The organism is Bacillus cereus group sp. Bce041, assembly GCF_052646455.1.
This window is the reverse complement of sequence record NZ_JBQXON010000001.1, coordinates 946,728-972,671: the sequence shown is the minus strand read 5'-3', so window position 1 is coordinate 972,671 and position 25,944 is coordinate 946,728. Positions and strand designations below refer to the sequence as shown.

Sequence of the window (25,944 nt, the reverse complement as noted above, 5' to 3'; positions counted from 1 at the left end):
AATAGTCTTGGAAATTATTTTTGTAAATAGATTAAGAAGAGGCTTATTTATTATGAAAAAGACGGTTTGTAGGTGGTGAAAGTGTGAAGAATCGTGATAATAATCGGAAGCAAAATTCGTTAAGCTCTAATTTTAGAATTCCACCAGAACTTATTGGGCCTACTTTCCCCCCTGTTCCAACTGGATTTACAGGTATAGGGATTACTGGTCCAACCGGTCCACAAGGCCCAACAGGACCTCAAGGACCAAGAGGATTACAAGGTCCGATGGGGGAGATGGGCTCGACAGGACCTCAAGGTGTGCAAGGGATACAAGGATCAGTTGGTCCAATAGGTGCAACTGGACCAGAAGGACAGCAGGGGCCACAAGGATTGAGAGGACCACAAGGAGAAACTGGAGCGACAGGACCGGGGGGTGTGCAAGGGCTACAAGGTCCGATTGGTCCAACGGGAGCGACTGGGGCACAAGGTATACAAGGGATACAGGGATTACAGGGGCCAATTGGAGCGACGGGACCTGAGGGATCTCAAGGAATTCAAGGCGTCCAAGGGTTACCGGGTGCAACTGGTCCACAAGGAATACAAGGAGCACAAGGGATACAAGGAACACCAGGACCGAGTGGAAATACAGGTGCAACCGGAGCGACTGGAGCAACTGGTCAGGGGATAACAGGCCCGACTGGAATAACAGGTCCAACTGGAATAACTGGACCATCTGGAGGACCTCCTGGTCCGACGGGGCCGACTGGTGCGACAGGTCCAGGTGGTGGACCGAGTGGAAGTACAGGTGCGACTGGAGCAACGGGGAATACTGGGGCTACAGGAAGTACAGGGGTAACAGGAGCAACGGGAAGTACAGGTCCGACTGGAAGTACGGGAGCACAGGGCTTGCAAGGAATCCAAGGGATTCAAGGACCAATTGGGCCAACAGGTCCAGAAGGTTCGCAGGGTATTCAAGGTATTCCTGGTCCGACGGGAGTAACTGGTGAACAAGGAATACAAGGAGTTCAAGGTATTCAAGGGGCAACGGGAGCAACAGGAGATCAAGGTCCACAAGGTATACAGGGGGTTATAGGGCCACAAGGGGTAACAGGGGCCACAGGAGATCAAGGTCCACAAGGTATACAAGGAGTACCAGGGTCATCAGGAGAAACAGGGCCACAGGGAGTTCAAGGGATACAAGGTCCGATGGGTGATATAGGACCAACAGGTCCAGAAGGCCCAGAGGGACTGCAGGGCCCGCAAGGAATACAAGGTGTGCCAGGGCCAGTTGGAGCGACGGGTCCAGAGGGTCCACAGGGGATACAAGGCATTCAAGGACCGGTAGGAGCAACAGGCCCACAAGGCCCACAAGGAATTCAGGGAATACAAGGTGTGCAAGGGATAACGGGAGCAACAGGAGTACAAGGAGCAACTGGAATTCAAGGGATACAAGGGGAAATAGGAGCAACGGGTCCAGAGGGGCCACAAGGAGTGCAAGGTGCTCAAGGGGCGATTGGTCCAACCGGTCCGATGGGGCCACAAGGAGTGCAAGGAGTACAAGGAATTCAAGGAGCGACGGGTGCACAAGGAGTGCAAGGTCCACAAGGAATTCAAGGAATCCAAGGTCCGACGGGGGCAACAGGAGATATGGGAGCAACTGGGGCGACAGGGGAAGGCACTACAGGCCCAACAGGAGTAACTGGTCCAACAGGGGTAACAGGCCCGTCTGGAGGACCAGCAGGACCGACCGGCCCAACGGGGCCATCAGGTCCGGCGGGAGTAACTGGTCCATCTGGTGGACCACCTGGCCCGACAGGAGCAACCGGGGCGACAGGAGTAACAGGAGATACTGGGGCGACAGGCTCAACTGGAGTGACAGGAGCGACAGGAGAAACGGGAGCAACCGGAGTGACGGGTTTACAGGGTCCGCAAGGAATCCAAGGTGTGCAGGGAGAGATAGGTCCAACAGGGCCACAAGGTGTTCAAGGTCCCCAAGGAATTCAAGGAGTAACGGGGGCCACCGGAGATCAAGGTCCGCAAGGGATTCAAGGCCCACAAGGCGACATAGGTCCAACTGGCCCACAAGGAATTCAAGGCCCACAAGGTTCTCAAGGAATCCAAGGAGCGACAGGGGGAACAGGAGCACAAGGCCCACAGGGAATCCAAGGTCCGCAAGGTGACATAGGTCCGACTGGGTCACAAGGTCCAACTGGAATCCAAGGGATACAAGGAGAGATAGGTCCAACCGGCCCAGAAGGCCCAGAGGGACTGCAGGGCCCGCAAGGAATACAAGGTGTTCAAGGGCCAGTTGGAGCAACGGGTCCAGAGGGTCCTCAGGGAATACAAGGCATTCAAGGAGTGCAAGGAGCAACCGGCCCACAAGGTCCACAAGGAATACAGGGAATACAAGGTGTGCAAGGGATAACGGGAGCAACTGGAGCACAAGGAGCAACTGGAATTCAAGGGATACAAGGGGAAATAGGAGCAACCGGTCCAGAGGGGCCCCAAGGAGTGCAAGGAATACAAGGGGTGATTGGTCCAACAGGTCCGATGGGCGCACAAGGAGTGCAGGGAATACAAGGGATTCAAGGAGCAACAGGTGCACAAGGAGTGCAAGGACCACAAGGAATTCAAGGAGTGCAAGGTCCGACGGGAGCAACAGGAGATACGGGGGCAACCGGAGCGACGGGAGAAGGAACTACCGGTCCAACAGGGGTGACTGGCCCGTCAGGAGGACCAGCAGGACCGACCGGCCCAACGGGGCCATCAGGTCCGGCAGGAGTGACAGGTCCATCAGGTGGACCACCTGGCCCGACAGGAGCAACAGGTGCGACAGGAGTAACAGGAGATACCGGGGCGACAGGCTCAACTGGAGTGACAGGAGCAACAGGAGCAACGGGAGCAACCGGAGTGACGGGTTTACAGGGCCCGCAAGGAATCCAAGGTGTTCAAGGAGAGATAGGTCCAACCGGTCCACAGGGTATTCAAGGTCCCCAAGGAATCCAAGGAGTAACGGGGGCAACCGGAGCACAAGGTCCCCAAGGAATTCAAGGCCCACAAGGCGACATAGGTCCAACCGGCTCCCAAGGAATTCAAGGTCCACAAGGTCCTCAAGGAATCCAAGGAGCGACAGGGGCAACCGGGGCACAAGGCCCACAGGGAATCCAAGGTCCGCAAGGAGAGATAGGTCCGACCGGCCCACAAGGCCCACAAGGAATTCAAGGCCCGCAAGGAATTCAAGGTCCAACGGGAGCTACAGGAGCAACTGGAGCGACAGGTCCACAAGGGATTCAAGGTCCCCAAGGAATTCAAGGCCCGCAAGGAATTCAAGGTCCAACGGGAGTTACAGGAGCAACCGGAGCGACAGGTCCCCAAGGAATTCAAGGCCCACAAGGAATTCAAGGTCCAACGGGAGCTACAGGAGCAACCGGAGCGACAGGTCCACAAGGGATTCAAGGTCCCCAAGGAATTCAAGGCCCGCAAGGAATCCAAGGTCCAACGGGGGCTACAGGAGCAACCGGTTCACAAGGTCCAACTGGAGATACAGGTCCAACCGGAGCTGGAGCCACTGGAGCGACCGGGGCGACTGGAGTTAGTACAACTGCAACGTATGCGTTTGCGAATAATACATCAGGAACCGCTATTTCCGTTTTATTAGGGGGTACGAACGTACCGTTACCGAACAATCAAAATATTGGCCCAGGAATAACCGTTAGTGGTGGAAATACTGTATTTACAGTTGCGAATGCAGGAAACTATTATATAGCCTATACAATTAATTTAACGGCAGGTTTACTTGTAAGTTCTCGTATAACTGTAAATGGCAGTCCGCTTGCGGGAACGATAAATGCCCCGACAGTGGCTACTGGTTCATTTAGTGCAACAATAATCGCTAACTTGCCTGCTGGAGCCGCTGTTAGCTTACAGTTATTTGGAGTAGTTGCAGTAGCTACATTATCTACAGCAACGCCAGGGGCTACCCTAACTATTATTAGATTAAGTTAATAAGCAGAAAACCTTGAAACTTTTATGTTTCAAGGTTTTTTTATCTTTGTATTTGTAAGTAAACCTCGTTAACCAGGGGAGTGGATCCCCTCTAATTATTTAAAGTTTCACATTATTCTCTTGAGCAAAAACATCGCAGTTCGAAAATATATTATAATAGAATGAAAAGAAAGAAATTTGGCAGAAAGGGAGGGTGGCGATGCAGGAGATGGTTAAAGATTTTTTTGGACGCCCACTTCAAGATTTACGTATATCTGTCATTGATCGTTGCAATTTTAGATGTACATATTGTATGCCAGCGGAAATATTTGGGTCAGATTATGCTTTTTTGAAAGATGAGTTTTTACTAACTTTTGATGAAATTGAGCGTTTGGCAAAATTATTTGTTAACATTGGTGTACGAAAAATTAGAATTACTGGCGGTGAGCCACTACTTCGTAAAGATTTAACAAAACTTATTGCACGTCTTGTGAAAATTGATGGGCTAATAGATATAGGGTTAACGACAAATGCCGTACATTTAACGAAACAAGCGAAGGCATTAAAAGAAGCTGGATTACATAGAGTGAATGTTAGTTTAGATGCAATAGATGACGACATATTTAAGAATATTAATGGTCGAAATATTAATACGAAACCGGTAATTAAGGGAATTATAGCAGCTAAAGAGGCGGGGCTGGAAGTAAAGGTAAATATGGTTGTGAAAAAAGGGATGAACGATCATCAAGTACTTCCGATGGCTGCGTATTTTAAAGAGCAAGGAATCAAGCTTCGGTTTATTGAGTTTATGGATGTTGGTAGTACAAATGGGTGGAATTTTGATCAAGTCGTTACAAAACGAGAATTGATTGAGATGATTCATAAGATGGATCCACTTGAGCCAGCTGAAGCGCATTACTTTGGTGAAGTTGCGAAGCGATATCGGTACGTTGGAACAAATGTTGAAGTTGGTTTTATTACATCTGTTTCTGAGTCATTTTGTGTCTCTTGTACGAGGGCGAGAATTTCGGCAGATGGAAAGTTTTATACGTGCTTATTTGCGACAGAGGGTTTGGATGTAAGAGAACTTCTTAGAGGAAATCTTTCGGATGAGGAGTTATTAAGTGTTATACAAGATGTATGGATGAATAGAAAAGATAGGTATTCGGATGAACGAACAGAAGAAAGTGCAAAAAATCGTCCGAAAATCGAAATGTCTTATATAGGAGGATAAGAAAGGGGGCTATCGCATGCAGGAGCGATATTCAAGACAAATATTATTTTCTGGTGTTGGAGAAGAAGGACAGAGAAAAATAAGAGAGAAGCATGTGCTTATTATTGGTGCTGGTGCTCTCGGTGCGGCAAATGCAGAAGCGATTGTTAGAGCAGGTGTTGGAAAAGTAACGATTGCTGACCGTGATTATGTAGAATGGAGTAATTTACAAAGACAACAACTATATACAGAAGAAGATGCAAAGCAGTATAAACCGAAGGCGATAGCGGCTGCAGAACATTTAAAAGCGATTAATTCTGAGGTGGAAATAAATCCGGTTGTGACGGATGTAACGGTGCAAGAAATGGAAGAATTAGTGAATGATGTAGATTTAATATTAGATGCGACAGATAATTTTGAAACGCGTCTTCTTATTAATGATATTTCACAAAAGTATAATATTCCGTGGATATATGGTGGGTGTGTCGGAAGCTACGGAGTAACGTATACAATTTTACCAGGGAAAACACCGTGTTTTCGCTGTTTAATGGAGCATCCAGCGAGCGGTGCAACATGTGACACAGCTGGTATTATACAACCGGCAGTACAATTAGTAGTTGCGCATCAAATTACGGAAGCGCTGAAAATATTAGTAGAAGACTTTGGTGCGCTTCGTGAAACGATGTTATCGTTTGATCTTTGGAATAATCAACAGATGGCATTTAAAGTGAATAGGCAGAAAAAAGATACTTGTTTATCTTGCGGAAGGTTACGTACATATCCGAGTTTAACATTTGAAGGACAAACGAAAACAGAAGTGTTATGTGGGCGGAATACAGTACAAATTCGCCCGGGTGTGCGGAAGAATTTTAATTTAGAAGAAATTAAAAAACGCTTACAAAGAAGCGTAGAGATAAAGGCGACACCTTATTTATTATCATTTCCGGTAGAAGAATATCGTTTTGTTTTATTTACAGATGGCAGGGCGTTCATTCATGGGACGAATGATATGAATGTAGCGAAAAGTTTATATGCAAGATATATAGGTTGAACCTAAAGGAAACCCTTTAGGCTCAACGGAGAGAGGATTATGAATTTCTCGTATAATCTCCACTTTTTCCACCTGTTTTTTCAAGTAAGTACGTTTCACCGATAATCATACCTTTATCGACAGCTTTACACATATCATACACAGTAAGAGCGGTAGCGGAAGCAGCTGTTAAAGCTTCCATTTCAACACCGGTGCTACCTTCTGTTTTAACTTTTACTTCAATGAGTAAACGATATTGTTCTTCTGATTGTTTCCAATCGAAAGAAACGTCAACACCTTTTAATAATAAAGGGTGGCACATTGGGATAATATCAGAAGTACGTTTCGCAGCCATAATGCCTGCGATTTGCGCAACTGCTAATACGTCACCTTTCCCAATTTCATTGTGAGAGATTTTATCGTAAATTTCTTTCGTAACGACAATGCTAGAGCACGCAATTGCTGTTCGAACGGTTGCTTTTTTGTCGCTTATATCAACCATTTTTGCGCGTCCTTGGTCATTGAAATGTGTAAATGAAGACATGGAATTCCTCCTTGAAGTAATTTCTATTGAATATATAAAGTTTAATCGAGATAAAAAAAATTGCAAATATGAGGTGAGAAACGATGGTAGAAAAACGAATTCCAATTCAAGTTGCTGAGGCAGTAGAACGGGTAATGAAATATGCGAAGCATGGTGAAGTAGAAGAAATTTCTATTACGGAAAGTTACGGGAGAATTCTCGGGGAAGATGTTGTCTCAGATCATGACGTTCCTCATTTTGATCGTTCCCCTTACGATGGTTTCGCCATTCGAGCAGAAGATACGAAAGAAGCAACTCAAGAGAATCCAGTTGAATTTGAAGTAATAGGAGAAATCGGGGCGGGTTCCGTTTTTTTAGAGGAAGTAGGAGCTTTTGAAGCAATTCGCATTATGACAGGAGCAGCTATTCCAGAAGATTGCAATGCAGTCGTAATGCTAGAGCTGACAGAAGGGTTTGAGAAGAACGGGAAAACATATATGAAGTTAAAACGCCCTTTTAATAACGGTGACAATGTGTCGTTTAAAGGAGAAGATATAAAACAAAATCAAGTTCTCGTTAAGAAAGGTGTTGCAATTAATCCAGGTGTTGCGGCCTTACTAGCAACGTTTGGATATAGCACGGTGAAAGTTGTAAAACAGCCTGTTGTCGGTATTGTAACGACAGGAAGTGAATTATTAGAAGTACATGAGCCGTTAGAACCGGGGAAAATTAGAAATAGTAACTCGTATATGATCGCAGCTCAAATTATGAAAGCTGGCGGGAAAGTTCGTTATTATGGTCAACTCGCGGATGAGTTAGATGCATGTTTTACAGCTGTTCAATCAGCGATGGATGAGGTCGACATTTTAATTACAACAGGCGGTGTATCAGTAGGAGATTATGACTACTTACCAGCTATTTATGAAAGATTACAGGCAAATGTACTCTTTAATAAGATAGCCATGAGGCCCGGAAGTGTAACGACAGTAGCTGAAGTTGATGGAAAGTTACTCTTTGGTTTATCAGGAAATCCGTCTGCTTGTTATGTAGGCTTTGAATTATTTGTGCATCCAATTATAAAAACGTATTTGTATGCGAAGGAACCTCACGTATATAGAGCGGATGCTATTTTACAAAAAGATTTTCCGAAGCCAAATCCATTTACTCGTTTCGTAAGAGCGAACGTAACAATTGTGGATGGGGCGTTACAAGCGATGCCGGTTGGTTTAGATAAATCGAGTGCGGTATCTTCACTTGCAGATGCGAATGCTTTTATCGTGTTACCCGGAGGAACGAGAGGATTTGAGACCGGAATGAAAGTATCCGTATTATTGTTAGAGCACTCTGAGGGATGTGAGTGGCCATGGGCGAAGCCCCTTCAATCTTACAAATAGTAGGGTATCAAAATAGCGGAAAAACGACACTTGTAGAGAAAATTGTGCATGCATTAGCCGAAAGCGAAATGAAAGTTGCTACAATTAAACATCACGGGCACGGAGGTTTTCCAGAAGTAGCGCAAAAAGATAGCGAAAGACACCGTAAAGCTGGTGCTGTCGTAAGTAGTGTAGAAGGTGCTGGATTACTTTCACTTTCTTCACTAAGAAAGAAATGGTCCTTGCAAGAAATTATTCGCTTATATGAGTTTTTTAAAGTGGATACAATTTTAATAGAGGGCTATAAAAAAGAGAACTACCCGAAAGTAGTGTTACTTCGTTCTGCGGAAGATGCTGAGCTTTTACATAAAGTAGAAAATATAGTGGCGGTTATTACGTGGTATGATGTCCCAGTAAATATACGAGAAGAATATAAAGTATTTCATATAACAGAAGAAGAGTTGTACATAGACTGGTTTTTACAAACGGTTAGGAGTGCGAAATGACAAATACATATTATGAAGTAATTGATACAGAAATCTCGATTGAAGAGGTAACGAAGAAAGTAATTCGACGTGAATGCGGTGCTGTTACAACATTTATTGGAACGGTTAGAGAGTTTACGAAAGGGCGTCGTACATTATACTTAGAATATGTCGCTTATAAAACGATGGCAGAAAAGATGCTAGAGAAAATCGGATTAGAAGTGAAAGAGAAATGGCCAGGTACACACGTTGCGATTACACATCGCATCGGTACGTTGCAAATTTCTGATATAGCGGTTGTTGTTGCTGTTTCAACACCACACCGTAAAGCGGCTTATGAAGCGAACGAATATATTATGGAACGCATAAAACAAATTGTTCCGATTTGGAAAAAGGAGTTTTGGGAAGATGGTGACTCATGGATTGGTGATCAATTAGAAAAAACACCATATCCGGCGGGAGAGCCTGGGAAGGAGCTATAAGTATGATTCGAGTATTGTTATTTGCGCACTTGCAAGAAGAAGCAGGGACAAGTGAATTACAAATAGAGAAAGAAAATATTACGGTTGCACAGTTAAAAGATGTTGTTGCGAACGAATATAATGTACCAGTTTCAGAGCCAATTATGGTTGCGATTAATGAAGAATATGCAAATGAAGATGACAGGGTCCAATCTGGTGATGTTGTTGCACTAATCCCACCAGTGAGCGGTGGTTAATATTGGATTCATTAAAACGACTTTCCTATATAGGGAAAGTCGTTTTTTTATGGCAGTTTTGAGAACACTAATCTATAGAACAAGGAGGGAATTATGAAAAAAATATGTGTAGTTATGACAATGCTATGTGCGTCTTTTTTCTCTTCTCCAAGTGATTCTTTCGCGAAAGAATCAAGAGAACAGCTTTTAGAGAGTGCATTATCAAATAGGTACTATTCAGTTATTAGACAAGTGACAGAAGATCAATATGAATGTGCTTCAGTTATAAATATAAAGCGTCTCGGCAAGAAAGATGAATTTGTTCCTAGGTATGAAGTGAAGCTACAATTTCTTACATTTCAAGGAGCGCATAATCCCCCGAACGATAAAGTTACGCTTACTTTGGAAGACCATTTAGATCACGTAAAGATAAAGAAAGTGGAGCGAGAAAAGAATGTTTCTGACGCTATTGCAGAAAAAGTTTGTCAACGGGAAAAAGAAAAAATAAAAGCTCACTCTAATGACTTAGAGTGATAACCTATGCATTTAGTAAAGAAAGGTAATGAGTGATGGATATATTTTTAGCGATTTTACCAGCTATATTTTGGGGAAGTATTGTGCTATTTAACGTAAAACTGGGCGGGGGACCGTATAGTCAAACGCTCGGAACAACGTTTGGAGCACTTATTTTCTCAATTGTTGTTTATATTTTTATGAAGCCAGTATTAACACCTACCGTTATCGGAGTTGGAGTTGTGTCAGGTTTATTTTGGGCGCTTGGTCAGGCAAATCAATTGAAAAGTATTGATTTAATGGGTGTTTCGAGGACGATGCCAATTTCAACAGGACTTCAATTAGTCGCGACGACTTTATTTGGCGTTATCGTATTTCATGAATGGTCCACGACAATATCGGTCGTCCTTGGGATTTTAGCGCTCGTTTGTATTATTATCGGTGTTATTTTAACATCGCTTCAAAGTGAAGAAGAAAAGAATGCAGAGCAAGCAGCAAACTTTAAAAGAGGTATCGTAATTTTATTAATTTCAACAGTCGGCTATTTAGTTTACGTAGTAGTGATTAGACTATTTAACGTAGATGGTTGGTCAGCTTTGTTGCCACAAGCAGTTGGTATGGTGTTAGGTGGGATTTTGCTTACCTTTAAACATCATCCATTTAATAAATATGCAATCCGAAATATTATTCCAGGATTAATTTGGGCAGCTGGAAATATGTTTTTATTCATTTCGCAGCCGCGTGTTGGAGTCGCAACAAGTTTCTCGCTATCGCAAATGGGAATTATTATTTCCACGCTTGGTGGGATCCTTATATTAGGGGAAAAGAAAACGAAACGTCAATTAACGGGTATCGTTGTCGGTATCGTTTTTATTATCGCAGCCGGAATTATGTTAGGTATAGCCAAAAGTTAAAGGAGGTATGGAAATGTATAGTGATTTAGCAGGGAAAGTTGTCGTTATTACAGGATCAGCAACTGGTCTTGGAAGAGCGATGGGAGTGAGGTTTGCTAAGGAAAAAGCGAAAGTGGTTATTAATTATCGCTCACGAGAATCAGAAGCGAATGATGTGTTAGAAGAAATTAAAAAGGTAGGCGGCGAAGCGATTGCTGTAAAAGGTGATGTAACCGTCGAATCAGATGTTGTGAATCTCATTCAATCTGCTGTGAAAGAGTTTGGTACGCTTGACGTTATGATTAATAATGCAGGGATAGAAAACGCGGTACCGTCGCATGAAATGCCGCTTGAAGATTGGAATAGGGTAATTAATACAAATTTAACAGGTGCTTTTTTAGGGAGTCGTGAAGCGATTAAATATTTTGTAGAACATGATATTAAAGGTTCTGTCATTAATATGTCTAGTGTTCATGAGAAAATTCCGTGGCCACTATTTGTGCACTATGCAGCGAGTAAGGGTGGTATTAAACTGATGACAGAAACGTTAGCGCTAGAATATGCGCCAAAAGGTATTCGAGTAAATAATATTGGACCAGGTGCAATTAATACGCCGATTAATGCAGAAAAGTTTGCTGATCCTAAAAAACGTGCTGACGTAGAAAGTATGATACCGATGGGCTATATTGGAAACCCTGAAGAAATTGCAGCAGTAGCAACTTGGCTCGCTTCTTCAGAGGCGAGTTATGTAACGGGCATTACGCTATTTGCAGATGGTGGAATGACGTTATATCCATCGTTTCAAGCTGGGCGTGGGTAATAAAAAAGGACGAAGAGATAAAACTCTTCGTCCTTTTTTTACAAAAAAAAATAGCGGCCAGCTATTTTAAATTTAGTGATTAATTGTATCTTGAAGAAATTCTGTTGCTTGATGTTCAGAAACATTTTGTACGAGTGCAACTTCACTGATCATCATTTTTCGGGCGTTATCTAGCATTTGTTTTTCACTCGCATTTAAAGTTCGCTCTTTATTGCGGCGAAGTAAATCCCGAACAACTTCTGCGCTATCTTGTAAATTGCCGTTTTTCATTTTTTCCATATTCATTGTATATCTTTGTTTCCATGAGAGTGATGGGTCTGACTCCCCGTTTTGAAATTCAAGAAGTATATCATCTAACGTACCTCGATCAACGATATAACGAATACCTGATTTTTTTAATTGATCCATCGGAAGCATTACTTGCATATCTTTACTAATGATGCGTATCACACAATATTGACGTGAAGTACCTAATATTTCTTTCTCTTCAATTGCTTCGATGATTCCTGCACCGTGCATTGGATAAACGATTTTATCACCAATTTGAAACAAATCATCCACCTCCATATGTGGTAACCACTTTTAATGATAGCATACGTATGTAAAAATGTCAAATTTTATATAATAACATAATATTTATATTCGAGTCAATAAGATAAAGTGCTTTTTTATGTTTTTTTTTGGACCTTATTTATCGTGATTTTTTTAGAAAAATAGTACAGGTGAAGAAAGAAGGCATATCCACTTATTTTTAAGCATAAAATGTAAAAGCGCTAATACAATATACCTAAATCCGTTCTTTGCAAAGGAGGGAGAGAAGGTGGGGCGCACAATAAAAATTGATATTACAAATAAAGTTGTAGCTAAATTTAGACAAAATTATTTGGAATTATATACGAGTAAATTTATGATAGGTAAGTTTTATGTCTATACTGAAGATAAAGAATATGTGTTAGAAGACGGATATATATATGAGAATGGAAAGTTTTATCGCATCATAGATACGCACCGTGGCAATAATCAAGCGGCCGAGGGCTGCGATCTAGGACGGTGTTAACATGATTCGTGTGAAAGTATTTGATGAAAGTCACGAAAAAGACTTAGAAGACGCTGTGAATGTGTTTTTGAAAAAGATTGATGATAGCAACTTTGTAGATATTAAGTATCAAGTTGGTGTTTCTATTAACGACGATGAAAACCAAATTTATTGTTTTTCAGCAATGATCGTTTATAAAGCATAAAAAAGAGCTGGCTCACCCAGCTCTTTTTTATGTTTTATGTTGGGACAACATGTGTCGGTAATACGTTCATAATAGATTGGGTTGTGCCTAATTTCTTTGTCGTTAAAAGAGGCTCCCCTGTTTCATGGTTTTGGGCATCTTTACACATACCAAGGTGATAACGATCACCTAAAAATGGATCAATATAAAAACCGTTTTTGAATACTTTATCATTTGGATGTTTTTCATGGTGAATATCAGAGCAGTTAATACAATAGAACATAGCTTTCATCCCCTTTTTATTTTGTTTGAAAAAAGTGAGTCGGTAGTCATTTCGCTCCTAAGGAAATGTTGGGGAGAAGAGAAATAACTACCTACTCAAATGGTGGGCATATTCCTTCTGATTTGTCATATCTCGCGTATTGTCCCTGAGGGAAGGAGGAGAGACGAAGTACGCATGATATAAGTAAGGCGCTTCTTTCAATATGAATGATGGAGTTTCATGTTGAGAGAAGTTTTTATTTTGTATTGCCTTTGTGAGTATATTATGAGGAAATGCTAAGAGGGTGTTTGTCCTGTTGAAAAAATGTTGAGAATTTCTCAACAGTAAAAGAATTAGCGTTGACATGAAACTAAAAGGTGTTATATTATCAAAGTATAACCAAAAGGTGTTATGTTGTAACGCCGAGTAAAGGAGAATGAAAATGGAACAACAAAATACATTAAATGATATTAAACAAACAATCGTTTTTAACGCGTCTATTCAAAAGGTATGGAGTGTAGTATCAACTGCAGAAGGGATTGCGTCATGGTTTATGCCAAATGATTTTGTATTAGAGGTAGGACATGAATTTCATGTGCAATCACCATTTGGGCCATCACCATGTAAAGTATTAGAAATTGATGAACCAAACCATTTATCTTTCTCATGGGATACAGATGGCTGGGTTGTTTCATTTGATTTGAAAGACTTAGGAGATAACAAAACAGAATTTACGTTAATTCACGGCGGCTGGAAACATCCTGATGAAATTCTTCCGAAAGCAAATGCGAAGAGCTCTATTATTCGCGATAGAATGAGCGGTGGTTGGGTAGCGATTGTAAATGAAAAACTGAAAAAGGTTGTCGAAGGCTAAGTGTCCTCGTCAGCAGCGAAATATGATGTATTTCAAGCAATTGCTGATCCAACCCGCCGAGAAGTAATACGGTTATTAAGTGACAAAGAGTTACCGATTTCCAAAATAACGGATCATTTTCCGATAAGTCGTACTGCGGTTGTAAAGCACCTTCATATTCTTTCGGAAGCGAATTTAGTAAGTGGAAGAAAAAGCGGAAGAGAGAAGATATATCGTTTGCATCCAGAACCATTAGAAGAATTACAACAATGGCTCTCGTATTATGAACGTTTTTGGGATAATAAATTATCCATGCTGAAACATATTGTGGAGAATGAAGAATAAAAAGGATGACCAAAATGGTCATCCTTTTTATTGTTGCTCACTTGTTTGTGTAGCTGGTTTTAATAAGAGCCAAGCGATAATTAATGTAAATACTGCTAATACGAAAGTGCTCATATAAATGACGTGTACGCTTGATGCTAATGCAGATTGCGATTCGGTTACTACGTTTGCTGTAGTACCGCCATGTCCACCAGATACAAGATCAAGATTTTTAATACCACGTGCGTGAATCATCGTATTGAAGATTGTACCGAATATTGCAGCACCTAACGTTTGACTAAATGTATTAATAAATGTGTTTAAACCAACAGCTGTTCCGCGTGTATGAGCTGGTACGGCTGCTTGAATTGTTACCATGTAAATCGGTGTCACAAGCCCCATTCCTAAGCCGAATAATCCGACTGCTACATAAATAAGGAACGATGGTGAATTTGTTGATAGTGTAAATAATAAGAACGTAGCGACTGATAAAATGCTAGCTCCAAGTAAAATGATTTGTTTCGTTTTTAATTTGCCTACTAAGTTACCAGAGAAAATAGCGCCAAATGTCCACATAACAGGAATTGGCATTAAAATAAGTCCAGCTTCTGTAGCGTTTTTCCCTAATACACCTTGGCTCCAAATTGGAAGGTACATTGTAATACTAATAATCATTGCGCCAGCAATAAGAGTTAATATATTTATCGTAGATAATGTACGGTTAGAGAAAAGTGCTAGCGGAATTAATGGTTCCGGAGATTTCTTCTCGATGAATAAGAAAATAATAAATGAAATAGCGGCAAAGATTAATAGGCCGATAATTGTCATGTCTCCCCAGTTTTGCTTACTGCTACCTGTTAATAATGCATATAGTAGAGCGATTGTACTTAATGAGAAGACTGTTGCACCAAGATAATCGATATGATGCTTAGCAGGTTTAATAGATTCTTTGTAGTAAATTGCAATCATTAAGCAAGCGATAATTCCGAATGGAACGTTTAGGAAGAAAATATAACGCCAAGAAAGGGAATCAACTAAAAATCCACCTACTAACGGTCCGATAACACCGGATACACCCCAAACGGCACTCATCCAACCTTGTGCTTTCGCGCGGTCTTTCGCTTCGCTATATAAGTCTCCAATAATCGTCATTGTGATTGGCATAACAGCACCAGCACCGATACCTTGAAGCGCGCGGAAGAAGATTAATTGTTCCATCGATGTAACGACTCCGCAAAGTGCAGAACCGACTAAAAAGATTGTAGCTCCGATCAGTAAAACTTTTTTACGGCCAAATAAATCAGCGAGCTTTCCGTATATTGGAGTCGAAACAGCTGTTGCAAGCATATAAATTGCATATACCCAACTAACAAGTTCGACGCCTGACAAATCACTCGTTATACGAGGGATTGCTGTACTAACAATCGTTCCTTCTACCGCAGAAAGAAACGTCATTAACATTAAAGACATCATGACTTTTTTTCTCATTTGTTTTCCCCTTACCCTTTTTAAATATTCAACAATATAAAATATAAAGGTACTAAGGTATATAAAGCAACAAAAAAGCAATGGAAAGTTACATGGAGCAGATGTTTGTCGCTTCTTGTCGGTAAGTCGATATATTTGAGAAATCGCCGATAATGATTTCATGGCAATATTAAAAAAGAAACAGGAATCCCTGTTTCTTTTTTTAATATTGCATTTTCGCGTTTTCTCCAGCAGTCGTTCCAGCAATTCTACCAGTAACAAGGGCTGATGTAATATTATAGCCACCAGTATAACCATGAATATCAAGAACTTCTCCGCAGAAATATAAGCCGTTCGTAAATTTAGAAGACATTTCTTTCGGATTAATTTCTTTCACGGATACACCTCCGCCAGTAACGAATGCTTTTTCAATTGACTGCGTACCATTTACATTCACAGTAAACTCTTTAAAGTCTTTCACAAGTGCACGAATCTTTTCGTGAGAAACTTGTCCAGCTTGTTCGCTGCCGTCAATTTCATTTTTTTCTAATAAGAATAGGAAGTAACGTTCAGGAACATAACCTTTTAAAACGTTTTTAATTCCTTTTTTCGGATCTTCTTTCATTTGTTTCAGCATGCGCTGAAATAGTTGTTCACTATTTTCCTCTGGCAATGCATCAATACTCATTTGTATTGTATTCGTTTTAAACTTTTTCAGTGCTTTCACGACGAATTGGCTACAGCGAAGAGCAGCAGGTCCAGATAGGCCGAAATGAGTGAAGAGCATGTCCATTTTGTGAGAAATGATAGCTTTTCCTTTCGGATTTAATACACTTAAGTTTATATCACGTAAAGCAAGACCTTGTAATGAGCGGTCACGTATAAACGGCTCGTTTGAAAGGATAGGTACTTCTGTTGGGAATAATTCTGTGATTGTATGACCCGCTTTTTCAGCCCAAGCATATCCGTCTCCAGTAGATCCAGTTTGAGGAACTGATTTTCCGCCAACAGCGATAACGACGTGATTTGTTTCTAACACTTCGCCTGTTTGCAGTATAACTGCTTTTGTTTGACCATTTTCATATTCAATCGTTTCAACAGGCGTATTTGTACGAATTTTTACACCTAAGTCTTTTAATCGTGTTAAAAGTGCGTCTACAACAGATTGTGCTTTGTTTGACACAGGGAACATGCGACCGTGGTCTTCTTCTTTCAATTTAACACCGAGATTTTCGAAGAATGTAATAATATCTTCATTATTAAAAATAGAAAAAGCGCTGTATAAGAAGCGACCGTTTCCTGGTATATGTTTAACAATTTCATCAAGTGGTAGACGGTTCGTTACGTTACAGCGTCCGCCACCAGAAATTGCAAGTTTACGCCCAAGTTTATTTCCTTTATCAAGAAGTAAGACATTTGCGCCTTCTTCTGCAGCACCAATTGCAGCCATTAGCCCAGAAGGACCGCCGCCGATGACAATAACATCATAATGCATAATATATCGACCTCATTTTCTACATTTCCTGCCTAAAAGAATAGCATGTTTTCCCTTAAAAGAAAAATAGAGTGAAGTACTGCTTAATGAGAGAATTGTGGTACAATACAAAAGTTAGAGTTCAGCACTATCCTGCCATTTGTAGGTGATAAGACTAAAACCTCAAGATTTAGGAGAAGTAAATAGGGAGTCTGTTAGCCTGTAAATGCTCGAATGGTTCAACTAATAAGGAGTAGGAGAGAAGTCTCCAACTAATTATAGTTTCACTTTATGTAGATGTAGGAGGATTTTTGTATGTCCGATTCGAAATTTCTGCGCGGAACGCTTATTGTTACGCTAGGGACATTTTTAGTAAAGTTCTTAGGCATGATTTACGTCTTTCCGTTTCATGCATTAGTAGGAACAGAAGGCGGAACGCTCTATACATATGGATACATTCCATATACGATCTTTTTAAGTATCGCAACGGCAGGTGTGCCACTTGCTGTTTCAAAATTTGTTTCCAAATATAATGCGCTTGGCGATTATAAAACGAGCCGGAGAATGTTCCGCTCGGGAATGGTTATGATGATAGTAACAGGAGTTCTTTCGTTCCTAGTACTGTACATGACGGCGCCATTGTTTGCAGAAGCGATGCTTGGTAAACAAAGTATACACAATAATGTAGGAGAAGTTACGACGATCATTCGTCTTGTAAGCTTCGCGCTTATTGTTGTACCAGCAGCGAGTTTAATTCGTGGTTATTTCCAAGGTCACCAGTCTATGGGACCAACTACCGTTTCACAAATTATTGAACAAATTATTCGTATCGTCTTTTTATTAGCAGGTAGTTTTATCGTTATTAAAGTACTTGGCGGTACAGTTGCAACAGCAGTTGGAGTAGCGACATTTGCTGCGTTCGTTTCAGCGGTTGGAGCACTCGGTGTGTTAATTTGGTACTGGCTAAAACGTAAAAAATATTTGGATCAATATTTAATTGAACAAACTGTACCAGAATCAACAGTAAGCACCGTTCAATTGTTTAAAGAGTTATTTGCATATGCGATTCCTTACGTTGTAATTGGGTTAACAATTCCTTTATATCAACAAATTGATACATTGACATTTAACTCAATTATGCAGGCGATTGGTCAAGGTGATATCGCAGAGCGAGCTCTCGGTATTTTCACAATGTGGACGCATAAGTTAATTATGATTCCTGTATCACTTGCAACAGCGTTTAGTTTAACGCTTGTACCAGCAATCACAAAATCATTTACTGAAAAACAATACCGCTATTTGAAATTACAAATTACACAAACATTCCAGGCAAATATGTTTTTAACATTGCCAGCAGTTGTCGGTATTTCTTCACTTGCATATCCAATTTATACTGCGTTTTACGATTCAGATCCACTAGGTGGACAAGTATTAATGTGGTATGCACCAGTTGCGTTGTTATTCGCTTTATTTACAGTAACAGCAGCAATCCTGCAAGGTATTAACCAGCAGAAGCATGCGATTATTGCGCTTATAATGGGCGTCATTTTGAAATTTGTATGTAACGTAATCTTTATTCGTTATTTCGGTACAGTAGGAGCAATTCTAGCGACAGCAGTTGGTTTCTTAGCTTCTGTTTGGTACACAAATCAACAAATTAAAAAATACGCACACTATTCATTCGGTGTTGTATATAAAAGAACATTCCAAATTGCAGTACTGACACTTATAATGGTCGTTGCTGTAAAACTATCACAATGGATTCTATCCTTCATGATTTCGCCTGATGGCCGTATTGGTGCTCTTATAACAGTTGCGATTTGTGCAGGTATTGGCGGTCTTGTTTACGGATTGTTAGCAATTCGCACAGGAGTACTTGAAAGAGTATTTGGTGGAGAAGCATTAGATAAAATTCAACGTAAACTTGGTAGTAGATTTAAAATAAAGTTGAAATCAAGAGGGGCGTAATTACGTCCCCTTTTCTATGATAAATAAAGAAGGTGAAAAACGTGAGATTAGATAAATTATTAGCAAATATGGGATATGGAAGTAGAAAAGAAGTAAAGAAATTATTGAAAGATGGCGTTGTGAAAATTGATGGAACGCCAGTAAAAGATGCGAAAGTTCATGTAAATGTAGAAGAGCAAGAAGTTATGATTCACGGTGAAGTTGTGGAATACAAAGAATTTGTTTACTTAATGATGCATAAACCACAAGGTGTTATTTCAGCGACGGAAGATGATAATCATGAAACAGTAATAGATTTATTAGAATTAGAAGATGCAATCTTTGATCCGTTCCCAGTTGGACGACTTGATATCGATACGGAAGGCTTCTTATTGATAACAAATGATGGGAAGTTATCACATCAATTATTATCTCCGAAAAAGCATGTGCCGAAAAAATATTATGCACACGTTGCAGGAGTAGTAACAGAAGAGGATGTAAAAGAATTTGCTAAAGGTGTTATTTTAGACGATGGCTATGAAACAAAGCCAGGTGCACTTACAATATTGAAAAGCGATGATATTTCTGAAATTGAGCTTGTGATTACGGAAGGGAAATTCCATCAAGTGAAGCGTATGTTTGAAGCGGTAGGAAAAAAAGTAGTCTACCTAAAGAGAACAGAGATGGGTCCGTTAGTATTAGATGAAGAACTAGAACTTGGACAATACCGAGAGCTAACAGATGAAGAAGTAGAAATGTTAAAAACATATCAAGTAGATACTGAAAAGTAGTACCTTTATAGGCGCAGAAAAGACCCCTTTCTAATTATTAGAAAGGGGTATGTATTTATTTACCATACAATTATTTTTCGTTATGAGGTCATTCTCACTTTCTTTCCTGTTGTTGTCCACTTACCGCGGCAAGGGCTATACACGAGTTCATTAAACTGCAACACATTTAGATCACGTTGTATCGTTCGCGGTGTGATCCCGAACTCATCTACAAGGTCTTTCGTCGTTACCGTTCCGTTTTCATTGATGTACATATAAATTGATTTAATGCGTGTTAGCATACGAGTAGTTGTAGGTTTCAAGAGAAAACCACTCCTCTACTAGTTTTTTTGACCCCATTCAGGAAAGAAGGTCGTTACTACCATTGTACTCTACATGATAAAATTCATGCTTTAATCTACTTAAATTTTACAGAAATTTAACAAATATTCATATAGAAAAATATTGGTAGTTGACATTGTATATATGGTCAGTCAACTAACACATAAAATTCTACGTAAAACGCCAAATTCCTGCAAATTTTTTTGGAAAAACAAAAGAAAAACTAATAAGAAATATCTGAAATATTACAATTGTTCGGTATTTAGTTTTCGTGTATGGCATAAGAGATTTCTGTTTGTTATGATGAAAGAAACAATATAGTGAAGGATGGATGCGTGATGTCAGCGATTAATTGGACAGAAGAAGTTGCAAAACGAAAAGATGATTTAATTCGTGATACACAACAATTTTTACAAATTAAAAGTGTATGGGAAGAAGAATCTGCGAAAGAGGGCGCACCATTCGGTGAAGGTGTAGAAAAAGCTCTATCTTTCATGTTACATAAAGGAGAAGCTGAAGGTTTTGCTTCTAAAAATTTAGAAGGATATGCAGGTCATCTTGAAATGGGACAAGGAGAAGAATTAGTAGGTATTCTTTGTCACGTTGACGTTGTACCAGAAGGAGATGGCTGGACGACTCCCGCATATAGTGCGAATATTCGCGATGGAAAGATTTTTGCACGTGGTGCAATTGACGATAAAGGCCCAACGATGGCAGCATATTATGCAATGAAAATTGTGAAAGAATTAGGCTTACCTCTTTCAAAACGTGTTCGTATGATTATAGGAACAGATGAGGAAAGCAATTGGAAATGTGTAGATCACTACTTTAAAAATGAAGAAATGCCAACAATTGGTTTTGCACCGGATGCAGACTTTCCAATTATTAATGCAGAAAAAGGAATTTCTGATATACAAGTTGTGCAAAATGGTAGTGAAGAGAAAAAAGGTACATATGAACTTGTTTCATTTGATTCAGGGCGCCGTTTAAATATGGTTCCTGATTTTGCAGAAGCAGTTATCACAGGAGAAGATGTAAATGCACTTACAGTAGCATATGAAGAGTATTTACAAACTGCTAAAAAAATAGGGAAATCGACTATAGAAGGAAATACAGTGACGTTGCAAATAGAAGGAATTTCAGCGCACGGATCTACTCCTGAAAAAGGAGAAAATGCAGGTTTATTATTAGCAAACTTCTTAACTACAGTTTCACTTGATGGAAAAGCAACTGCATTTGCGACATTTGCAACAGAAACATTTACTGGTGATATTTTTGGTGAAAAAGCTACTATTGCTTACAAAGATGAAATTAGCGGTCCGTTAACAGTGAATGTCGGTCGCATTTCTTATACGAAAGAAAACGGTGGTAACTTAGGGCTAAACGTACGTTACCCAGTTACAACTAACTTTGAAGAAACAATTGTGAAGTTGAAAGAATATGTTGGTACGCATGGTTTTGAAGTGGCTGACTATTCTAATTCTCGCCCACATCACGTCGATAAAGATCACGTATTAATCCGTACGTTACAACGTGTGTATGAAGAACAAACAGGTGAAAAAGCAGAACTATTAGCAATCGGCGGCGGTACTTATGCTCGTTCATTAAAAGCTGGTGTGGCATTTGGCCCGCTATTCCCTGGAAAAGAAGAACTTGCGCATCAAAAAGATGAGTATATCGAAATTGAAGACTTATTGAAAGCAACAGCAATTTACGCGCAAGCAATTCATGAATTAGCGAAGTAATGGATATATAAATAATGTCCGCTCTCTATTTTGGAGAGCGGCTTCTTTTTACCTGAATGAGATAAGAAAGAAAAGCAACAATAGAAAAGAAGGAGAAGATGTACATGGAACTGCATTATTTTGTCGCAATTACGTTACCGAATCATATAAAAGAAATGCTGTCTAACTATAAAGAGGATATGCAAGAGGAATTACAATTTCGTTCATGGGTACATAAAGAAGACTATCATATTACCCTTTCATTTTTAGGGAGTGCAACGGGGGAACAATTAGAGGGAATAAAGAATGGATTAAAAACAATTGCAGAAACAAAAGAACTATCGTTCACATTACAAGGTTTTTCAACGTTTGGTAGGGAAGATCAGCCTCGTATTTTTTGGGCGAAGGTAAGTGAGAATCACGATTTGTTTCAGTTGCAAAAGCAAATACATGCCATTTGTGAAGAAAATGGATTTTCTCTAGAAACACGCCCATATCACCCGCATATTACCGTTGCTCGTAAATGGATAGGAGAAGAAAAGTTTCGTTTAGAAAGTATAAAAGAAGTGCCTGAAATATCATTTCAAGCAGATACAATTACTTTATACGAATCCCACGTGAAAGAAACCCCGAAGTATAAATCGATTGCTGAAATAAAATTACAAAAATAGAATGTTGAAAACGTTTTTTATGCAGGTGAATATACTATAGAGAAGAATGGAGTTACTGTATAGAGTCTTGTTGATAAGAAAAGCCTTATCATTTGCAGCTCATTTTATCTCGCCTAATTGGTGAAGGCTAATAATAAGTGAGGATGGAGAAATTTTCTCGCTCATTAAAGTTTCACTTTATTTTAACTTTGAGAATGATGGTGATTTTTTTATGTTGAAAGTAAAACGTCCATTTGATGCCTATTTAGATGAAATGAATAAAATTACAATTTTGCTCCCACATGCGTATGGAACAAGTCGGACATTTCGTTTGCAAGAAGGAAGTAATGTGAAAGATTTACCGATTGCTCATACGATTGCGCTTCCAGATGCAACGAAGTATGAGTGCTTTATAGAAGAGCCGCTAGATGTGGGGAAGTATTATACAGTACGAGATGAACGGAATGAAGAAACTGATTTACAAATAGGTGCTGTTATTCGAACAAAAAGTTTCGATGAAAAGTATTATTACGAAGGTACAGATTTAGGTGCTGTTTATCAAAAAGAAGAAACGACATTTAAAGTATGGGCCCCAACTGCAAGGCTTGCGAAAGTAAGAATTTATAAGAGCGATAAAGAATATACCGATCATGAAATGTACAGGGGAGAAAACGGAGTTTGGATTCAAACATTACAAGGTGATTTAGACGGAGCACGCTATACATTTCTTGTTTGTATTAATTTAATATGGAACGAAGCTGTGGATCCTTATGCAAAGTCGGTGACGGTAAATGGAAAACATGGTGTTGTTATCAATTTAGAAAAAACGAATGTAACAAGACGAGAGGGATTACCAACATTACAATCAATGACAGATGCCATATTGTATGAACTGCATATTCGTGATGCGACTATACATCCAAATAGTGGAGTAATTCAAAAGGGAACATATAAAGGATTGATGGAAGAGGGAACAACAGGACGGAATGGGACATTAACAGGGTTGTCCCATATAAAAGATTTAGGTGTTACACATGTTGAACTATTACCTTTATATTGTTTCGGTGGTGTAGATGAGGCGAATCCTTCGTCCGCCTATAATTGGGGATATAATCCATTATATTACAATGCACCAACAGGATATTATGCTACAAACCCCTCTGATCCGTATAACAGGATAGTTGAGTGCAAACAACTAATTGAAACATTTCATGAACAAGGTATTAGGGTGATTATAGATGTTGTCTATAATCATGTTTATGAAAGAGAGCTATCATCATTTGAAAAGCTTGTTCCAGGATACTATTTTCGTCATGGTGAAGATGGTATGCCTTCTAATGGGACGGGAGTCGGAAATGATATAGCGTCTGAACGGAAAATGATGAGGAAATTCATTGTAGAGTCTATTTTATATTGGCTTACTGAATACAATGTCGATGGATTCCGATTCGACTTAATGGGAATTTTAGATGTTGATACAATGAATATGATAGAAAAAGAAGTGCGAAACATAAAACGAGATGCTTTGTTATTAGGAGAAGGATGGGATTTACAAACACCGCTTCCTGCCAAAGAAAAAGCAACGTTAAATAATGCGAAGAAAATGCCACATATCGCGCAGTTTAATGATCAATTTCGTGATGGGATAAAAGGGAGTACATTTCATATAAATAAGCGTGGTTTTGCATTTGGTGGGCATGTAGACTGTAATCATTTGCAGTATATTGCAGCAGGAAGTCTTTTAAGTATGAAAGAAACAGGGCTGTTTCTAGAGCCAGCGCAAAGCATTAACTATGTAGAATGTCATGATAATATGACGATGTGGGATAAACTAGTGCGCAGTAATGAAGAATCAGAAACGATTTTGAAAAAACGTCACCTGTTAGCGAGCGCAATGGTTATTCTTTCACAAGGCATCCCTTTCTTACACGCAGGGCAAGAGTTTTATCGTACGAAGAAAGGAAATGAAAATAGTTATAATGCAAATGATGAGATCAATCAATTAGATTGGGATCAAAAAGAGAAAGAGATAGAGACCGTTAACTATATAAAAGGTTTAATTGCGATTCGTAAAGAGCATGGGGCATTCCGATTACAAAGCGCAGACCTTATAAAAAAACATATGACTTTTTTACAAACATCTACAGAAGTACTTGCATATCACCTAGAGCATGCAGAAACGTTTGGGCCATGGAAAGAGATTATCATCTTATTTAATAGCGGTTTAGAAGCTAAAACTGTGCAACTTCCGAAAGAAGCAACGTGGCATGTGTTAGTAAACGAAAACGAAGCGAAAATAGAGCCAATTTCTTCATTTAGAGGAAAGGAACTTAAGCTCGCTCCAATTAGCACGTATATATTGACGATAATGTGACAAATCGCTACTTGACGATGAGAATGTAATAAATGTAGAATTGACAAAGGTGACGATTTTGATAAGTTGTCATTCTATGACAGGTTTTGTAAAATAAAATAGAGGATTTTTGGCTTAGGCTAATTTTTCTTTTCATTTACAGTAAAATATATGAATCCACAACATGTGTAGAAATGTTGCGGTTTTTCTTTTCATAACTATAAAAGATAAGGATTTGTTAACGGGTAATGAATATGGAATGGTTGGAACAATTATTAGGAAAAGAGTGGAGTCTTGTACCGGCTGGTGGAGTAACGGGCGATGCATATATTGCGCAAAACGGACAACAGAAGTTATTTTTAAAGCGGAATACATCGCCCTTTTTAGCGGTATTGTCAGCAGAAGGAATTGTTCCAAAATTACTTTGGACAAGAAGGGTAACGAATGGTGATGTAATTTCTGCTCAAAAATGGCTTCCGGGACAGAAGCTAGAGCCAGAGGATATGAAACTAGAACGTGTTGCGAAACTGTTGAAGAAAATACACTCCTCTAAAGCGCTTGTACAGATGATTCAAAGACTTGGGAAGCAGCCGCTTCACGCACAAGAGTTATTACAACAACTGCAACTCGTTTTAAGAGGAGATATAAGGGATGATGAAACAATTCAGCAAGGCCTTCAATATTTAATGGATTCATTAAAAGCTATTGAATACAATGAATTCGTTGTATGCCATTGTGATGTAAATCATAACAACTGGCTATTGTCGGATGAAGATGAATTGTTTTTAATTGATTGGGATGGAGCTGTAATTGCTGACCCAGCTCTAGACCTCGGTATGTTATTATATTGGTACATTCCGCGCCAGGAATGGAGTGAGTGGCTCGGTTACTATGATATTGAAATGGATGAATCGCTGCTTAGGCGTATGAGATGGTATGTGATAGCACAAACGATTTTGTCTATTCAATGGCATACAACAAAAAAACAGCAAGCAGAAGCTGAATATTGGCATCAATATTTACAGCAACTACTTGCTTCAGAATGA

26 protein-coding genes are annotated in these 25,944 nt (G+C 39.8%); 20 read left to right on the top strand and 6 right to left on the bottom strand.

The genetic code is table 11. The annotated features are described in order from the left end of the window. Positions 1-83: 83 nt before the first annotated feature. The 3 genes from ACUN13_RS05110 (at position 84) to ACUN13_RS05100 (ending at position 6,229) form a co-directional block, all read left to right on the top strand. Entirely contained in the window at positions 84-3,986 is a 3,903-nt protein-coding gene (locus ACUN13_RS05110) for a BclA-related collagen-like exosporium protein (protein ID WP_445423704.1), read from the top strand. A 199-nt stretch (positions 3,987-4,185) separates the two neighbouring features. Next, positions 4,186-5,199 carry a GTP 3',8-cyclase MoaA gene (gene moaA / locus ACUN13_RS05105; protein ID WP_025689933.1) on the top strand — a complete coding sequence of 338 codons (1,014 nt, stop codon included), beginning with the start codon at positions 4,186-4,188 and terminating at the stop codon, positions 5,197-5,199. 16 nt (positions 5,200-5,215) lie between these two features. Next, positions 5,216-6,229, top strand: a complete 1,014-nt coding sequence (locus tag ACUN13_RS05100) for a molybdopterin-synthase adenylyltransferase MoeB (RefSeq protein WP_001158098.1) — start codon at positions 5,216-5,218, stop codon at positions 6,227-6,229. Between the two features lie 37 nt (positions 6,230-6,266). Here ACUN13_RS05100 and moaC read toward each other — a convergent pair whose 3' ends face one another. Next, positions 6,267-6,752 (bottom strand): cyclic pyranopterin monophosphate synthase MoaC, encoded by a 486-nt coding sequence (moaC, locus tag ACUN13_RS05095; protein ID WP_000094146.1) that lies wholly within the window; start codon positions 6,750-6,752, stop codon positions 6,267-6,269. Positions 6,753-6,835: 83 nt separating this feature from the next. Between moaC and moeA the strand changes: the two genes are divergently transcribed. The 7 genes from moeA (at position 6,836) to ACUN13_RS05060 (ending at position 11,512) form a co-directional block, all read left to right on the top strand. Then, positions 6,836-8,125, top strand: coding sequence for a molybdopterin molybdotransferase MoeA (gene moeA / locus ACUN13_RS05090; RefSeq protein WP_000229690.1), 1,290 nt, complete (start codon positions 6,836-6,838; stop codon positions 8,123-8,125). After that, positions 8,095-8,610, top strand: coding sequence for a molybdopterin-guanine dinucleotide biosynthesis protein B (mobB, locus tag ACUN13_RS05085; protein WP_000503325.1), 516 nt, complete (start codon positions 8,095-8,097; stop codon positions 8,608-8,610). Before moeA ends, mobB begins: the two co-directional genes overlap by 31 nt. Next, positions 8,607-9,071: a molybdopterin synthase catalytic subunit MoaE gene (gene moaE / locus ACUN13_RS05080; RefSeq protein WP_000185942.1), complete on the top strand. Its 465-nt coding sequence runs from the start codon at positions 8,607-8,609 to the stop codon at positions 9,069-9,071. Before mobB ends, moaE begins: the two co-directional genes overlap by 4 nt. 2 nt (positions 9,072-9,073) lie before the next feature. Beyond that, positions 9,074-9,307: a molybdopterin converting factor subunit 1 gene (moaD, locus tag ACUN13_RS05075; RefSeq protein WP_000621778.1), complete on the top strand. Its 234-nt coding sequence runs from the start codon at positions 9,074-9,076 to the stop codon at positions 9,305-9,307. Positions 9,308-9,400: 93 nt separating this feature from the next. Next, entirely contained in the window at positions 9,401-9,820 is a 420-nt protein-coding gene (locus ACUN13_RS05070) for a DUF3888 domain-containing protein (RefSeq protein WP_000717685.1), read from the top strand. Positions 9,821-9,855: 35 nt separating this feature from the next. Beyond that, positions 9,856-10,713 (top strand): glucose uptake protein GlcU, encoded by an 858-nt coding sequence (glcU, locus tag ACUN13_RS05065; protein WP_000350861.1) that lies wholly within the window; start codon positions 9,856-9,858, stop codon positions 10,711-10,713. A gap of 13 nt (positions 10,714-10,726) precedes the next feature. Further along, a complete protein-coding gene (locus ACUN13_RS05060) occupies positions 10,727-11,512 on the top strand; it encodes a glucose 1-dehydrogenase (protein WP_000286674.1) in 786 nt (261 codons plus the stop codon). A 72-nt stretch (positions 11,513-11,584) separates the two neighbouring features. Here the strand turns inward: ACUN13_RS05060 and ACUN13_RS05055 are convergent, their stop codons facing one another. After that, positions 11,585-12,079, bottom strand: coding sequence for a CarD family transcriptional regulator (locus tag ACUN13_RS05055; protein WP_000451443.1), 495 nt, complete (start codon positions 12,077-12,079; stop codon positions 11,585-11,587). 253 nt (positions 12,080-12,332) lie between these two features. Between ACUN13_RS05055 and ACUN13_RS05050 the strand changes: the two genes are divergently transcribed. After that, on the top strand, positions 12,333-12,569 hold the full coding sequence (locus tag ACUN13_RS05050; RefSeq protein WP_000533806.1) for a DUF2553 family protein: 237 nt from the start codon (positions 12,333-12,335) through the stop codon (positions 12,567-12,569). A gap of 1 nt (position 12,570) precedes the next feature. After that, positions 12,571-12,753, top strand: a complete 183-nt coding sequence (locus tag ACUN13_RS05045; RefSeq protein WP_000621751.1) for a sporulation protein Cse60 — start codon at positions 12,571-12,573, stop codon at positions 12,751-12,753. A 34-nt stretch (positions 12,754-12,787) separates the two neighbouring features. Here ACUN13_RS05045 and ACUN13_RS05040 read toward each other — a convergent pair whose 3' ends face one another. After that, the gene (locus tag ACUN13_RS05040; RefSeq protein ID WP_000498989.1) at positions 12,788-13,015 is read right to left on the bottom strand and encodes a DUF3973 domain-containing protein; all 228 of its coding nucleotides are present in this window, start codon (positions 13,013-13,015) and stop codon (positions 12,788-12,790) included. Between the two features lie 421 nt (positions 13,016-13,436). On the opposite strand from ACUN13_RS05040, the gene ACUN13_RS05035 reads away from it, so the two are divergent. Together ACUN13_RS05035 and ACUN13_RS05030 are read left to right on the top strand one after the other, a co-directional pair. Further along, positions 13,437-13,868, top strand: a complete 432-nt coding sequence (locus tag ACUN13_RS05035) for an SRPBCC family protein (RefSeq protein WP_000437765.1) — start codon at positions 13,437-13,439, stop codon at positions 13,866-13,868. Further along, positions 13,869-14,192: an ArsR/SmtB family transcription factor gene (locus tag ACUN13_RS05030; protein WP_445423703.1), complete on the top strand. Its 324-nt coding sequence runs from the start codon at positions 13,869-13,871 to the stop codon at positions 14,190-14,192. Positions 14,193-14,219: 27 nt separating this feature from the next. On the opposite strand, the gene ACUN13_RS05025 is transcribed toward ACUN13_RS05030, so the two are convergent. Both ACUN13_RS05025 and ACUN13_RS05020 read right to left on the bottom strand, forming a co-directional pair. Next, positions 14,220-15,659: an MDR family MFS transporter gene (locus tag ACUN13_RS05025; RefSeq protein WP_001228021.1), complete on the bottom strand. Its 1,440-nt coding sequence runs from the start codon at positions 15,657-15,659 to the stop codon at positions 14,220-14,222. Positions 15,660-15,861: 202 nt separating this feature from the next. Continuing rightward, positions 15,862-17,133 carry a BaiN/RdsA family NAD(P)/FAD-dependent oxidoreductase gene (locus ACUN13_RS05020; protein ID WP_000558859.1) on the bottom strand — a complete coding sequence of 424 codons (1,272 nt, stop codon included), beginning with the start codon at positions 17,131-17,133 and terminating at the stop codon, positions 15,862-15,864. 294 nt (positions 17,134-17,427) lie between these two features. On the opposite strand from ACUN13_RS05020, the gene ACUN13_RS05015 reads away from it, so the two are divergent. Beyond that, complete coding sequence (locus tag ACUN13_RS05015) at positions 17,428-19,080, top strand: putative polysaccharide biosynthesis protein (protein WP_001284028.1); 1,653 nt, start codon at positions 17,428-17,430, stop codon at positions 19,078-19,080. Between the two features lie 41 nt (positions 19,081-19,121). Continuing rightward, positions 19,122-19,850: a pseudouridine synthase gene (locus tag ACUN13_RS05010; protein WP_001234947.1), complete on the top strand. Its 729-nt coding sequence runs from the start codon at positions 19,122-19,124 to the stop codon at positions 19,848-19,850. 80 nt (positions 19,851-19,930) lie between these two features. Here ACUN13_RS05010 and ACUN13_RS05005 read toward each other — a convergent pair whose 3' ends face one another. Next, complete coding sequence (locus ACUN13_RS05005; RefSeq protein WP_000805512.1) at positions 19,931-20,152, bottom strand: DeoR family transcriptional regulator; 222 nt, start codon at positions 20,150-20,152, stop codon at positions 19,931-19,933. 357 nt (positions 20,153-20,509) lie between these two features. Between ACUN13_RS05005 and pepV the strand changes: the two genes are divergently transcribed. The 4 genes from pepV to ACUN13_RS04985 all read left to right on the top strand — a co-directional run bounded on the left by pepV (position 20,510) and on the right by ACUN13_RS04985 (position 25,944). Beyond that, on the top strand, positions 20,510-21,916 hold the full coding sequence (pepV, locus tag ACUN13_RS05000) for a dipeptidase PepV (protein WP_017656274.1): 1,407 nt from the start codon (positions 20,510-20,512) through the stop codon (positions 21,914-21,916). 104 nt (positions 21,917-22,020) lie between these two features. Next, on the top strand, positions 22,021-22,566 hold the full coding sequence (gene thpR, locus ACUN13_RS04995; protein ID WP_000418986.1) for an RNA 2',3'-cyclic phosphodiesterase: 546 nt from the start codon (positions 22,021-22,023) through the stop codon (positions 22,564-22,566). A 211-nt stretch (positions 22,567-22,777) separates the two neighbouring features. Beyond that, the gene (pulA, locus tag ACUN13_RS04990) at positions 22,778-24,919 is read left to right on the top strand and encodes a type I pullulanase (RefSeq protein ID WP_025689958.1); all 2,142 of its coding nucleotides are present in this window, start codon (positions 22,778-22,780) and stop codon (positions 24,917-24,919) included. Between the two features lie 227 nt (positions 24,920-25,146). Then, positions 25,147-25,944: a phosphotransferase family protein gene (locus ACUN13_RS04985; protein WP_001986674.1), complete on the top strand. Its 798-nt coding sequence runs from the start codon at positions 25,147-25,149 to the stop codon at positions 25,942-25,944.

What these genes read in the sequence shown, in the direction of transcription:
- mobB (WP_000503325.1), top strand. Translation starts at nt 8,095, where the DNA reads ATGGGCGAAGCCCCTTCAATCTTACAAATAGTAGGGTATCAAAATAGC.
- ACUN13_RS05045 (WP_000621751.1), top strand. Translation starts at nt 12,571, where the DNA reads ATGATTCGTGTGAAAGTATTTGATGAAAGTCACGAAAAAGACTTAGAA.
- ACUN13_RS05040 (WP_000498989.1), bottom strand. Translation starts at nt 13,015, where the DNA reads ATGTTCTATTGTATTAACTGCTCTGATATTCACCATGAAAAACATCCA.
- moaD (WP_000621778.1), top strand. Translation starts at nt 9,074, where the DNA reads ATGATTCGAGTATTGTTATTTGCGCACTTGCAAGAAGAAGCAGGGACA.
- ACUN13_RS05020 (WP_000558859.1), bottom strand. Translation starts at nt 17,133, where the DNA reads ATGCATTATGATGTTATTGTCATCGGCGGCGGTCCTTCTGGGCTAATG.
- ACUN13_RS05035 (WP_000437765.1), top strand. Translation starts at nt 13,437, where the DNA reads ATGGAACAACAAAATACATTAAATGATATTAAACAAACAATCGTTTTT.
- moaE (WP_000185942.1), top strand. Translation starts at nt 8,607, where the DNA reads ATGACAAATACATATTATGAAGTAATTGATACAGAAATCTCGATTGAA.
- ACUN13_RS05070 (WP_000717685.1), top strand. Translation starts at nt 9,401, where the DNA reads ATGAAAAAAATATGTGTAGTTATGACAATGCTATGTGCGTCTTTTTTC.
- ACUN13_RS05025 (WP_001228021.1), bottom strand. Translation starts at nt 15,659, where the DNA reads ATGAGAAAAAAAGTCATGATGTCTTTAATGTTAATGACGTTTCTTTCT.
- ACUN13_RS05015 (WP_001284028.1), top strand. Translation starts at nt 17,428, where the DNA reads ATGTCCGATTCGAAATTTCTGCGCGGAACGCTTATTGTTACGCTAGGG.
- moaC (WP_000094146.1), bottom strand. Translation starts at nt 6,752, where the DNA reads ATGTCTTCATTTACACATTTCAATGACCAAGGACGCGCAAAAATGGTT.
- pulA (WP_025689958.1), top strand. Translation starts at nt 22,778, where the DNA reads ATGTTGAAAGTAAAACGTCCATTTGATGCCTATTTAGATGAAATGAAT.
- ACUN13_RS05055 (WP_000451443.1), bottom strand. Translation starts at nt 12,079, where the DNA reads ATGGAGGTGGATGATTTGTTTCAAATTGGTGATAAAATCGTTTATCCA.
- moeA (WP_000229690.1), top strand. Translation starts at nt 6,836, where the DNA reads ATGGTAGAAAAACGAATTCCAATTCAAGTTGCTGAGGCAGTAGAACGG.
- thpR (WP_000418986.1), top strand. Translation starts at nt 22,021, where the DNA reads ATGGAACTGCATTATTTTGTCGCAATTACGTTACCGAATCATATAAAA.
- ACUN13_RS05100 (WP_001158098.1), top strand. Translation starts at nt 5,216, where the DNA reads ATGCAGGAGCGATATTCAAGACAAATATTATTTTCTGGTGTTGGAGAA.
- ACUN13_RS05060 (WP_000286674.1), top strand. Translation starts at nt 10,727, where the DNA reads ATGTATAGTGATTTAGCAGGGAAAGTTGTCGTTATTACAGGATCAGCA.
- glcU (WP_000350861.1), top strand. Translation starts at nt 9,856, where the DNA reads ATGGATATATTTTTAGCGATTTTACCAGCTATATTTTGGGGAAGTATT.
- pepV (WP_017656274.1), top strand. Translation starts at nt 20,510, where the DNA reads ATGTCAGCGATTAATTGGACAGAAGAAGTTGCAAAACGAAAAGATGAT.
- ACUN13_RS04985 (WP_001986674.1), top strand. Translation starts at nt 25,147, where the DNA reads ATGAATATGGAATGGTTGGAACAATTATTAGGAAAAGAGTGGAGTCTT.
- moaA (WP_025689933.1), top strand. Translation starts at nt 4,186, where the DNA reads ATGCAGGAGATGGTTAAAGATTTTTTTGGACGCCCACTTCAAGATTTA.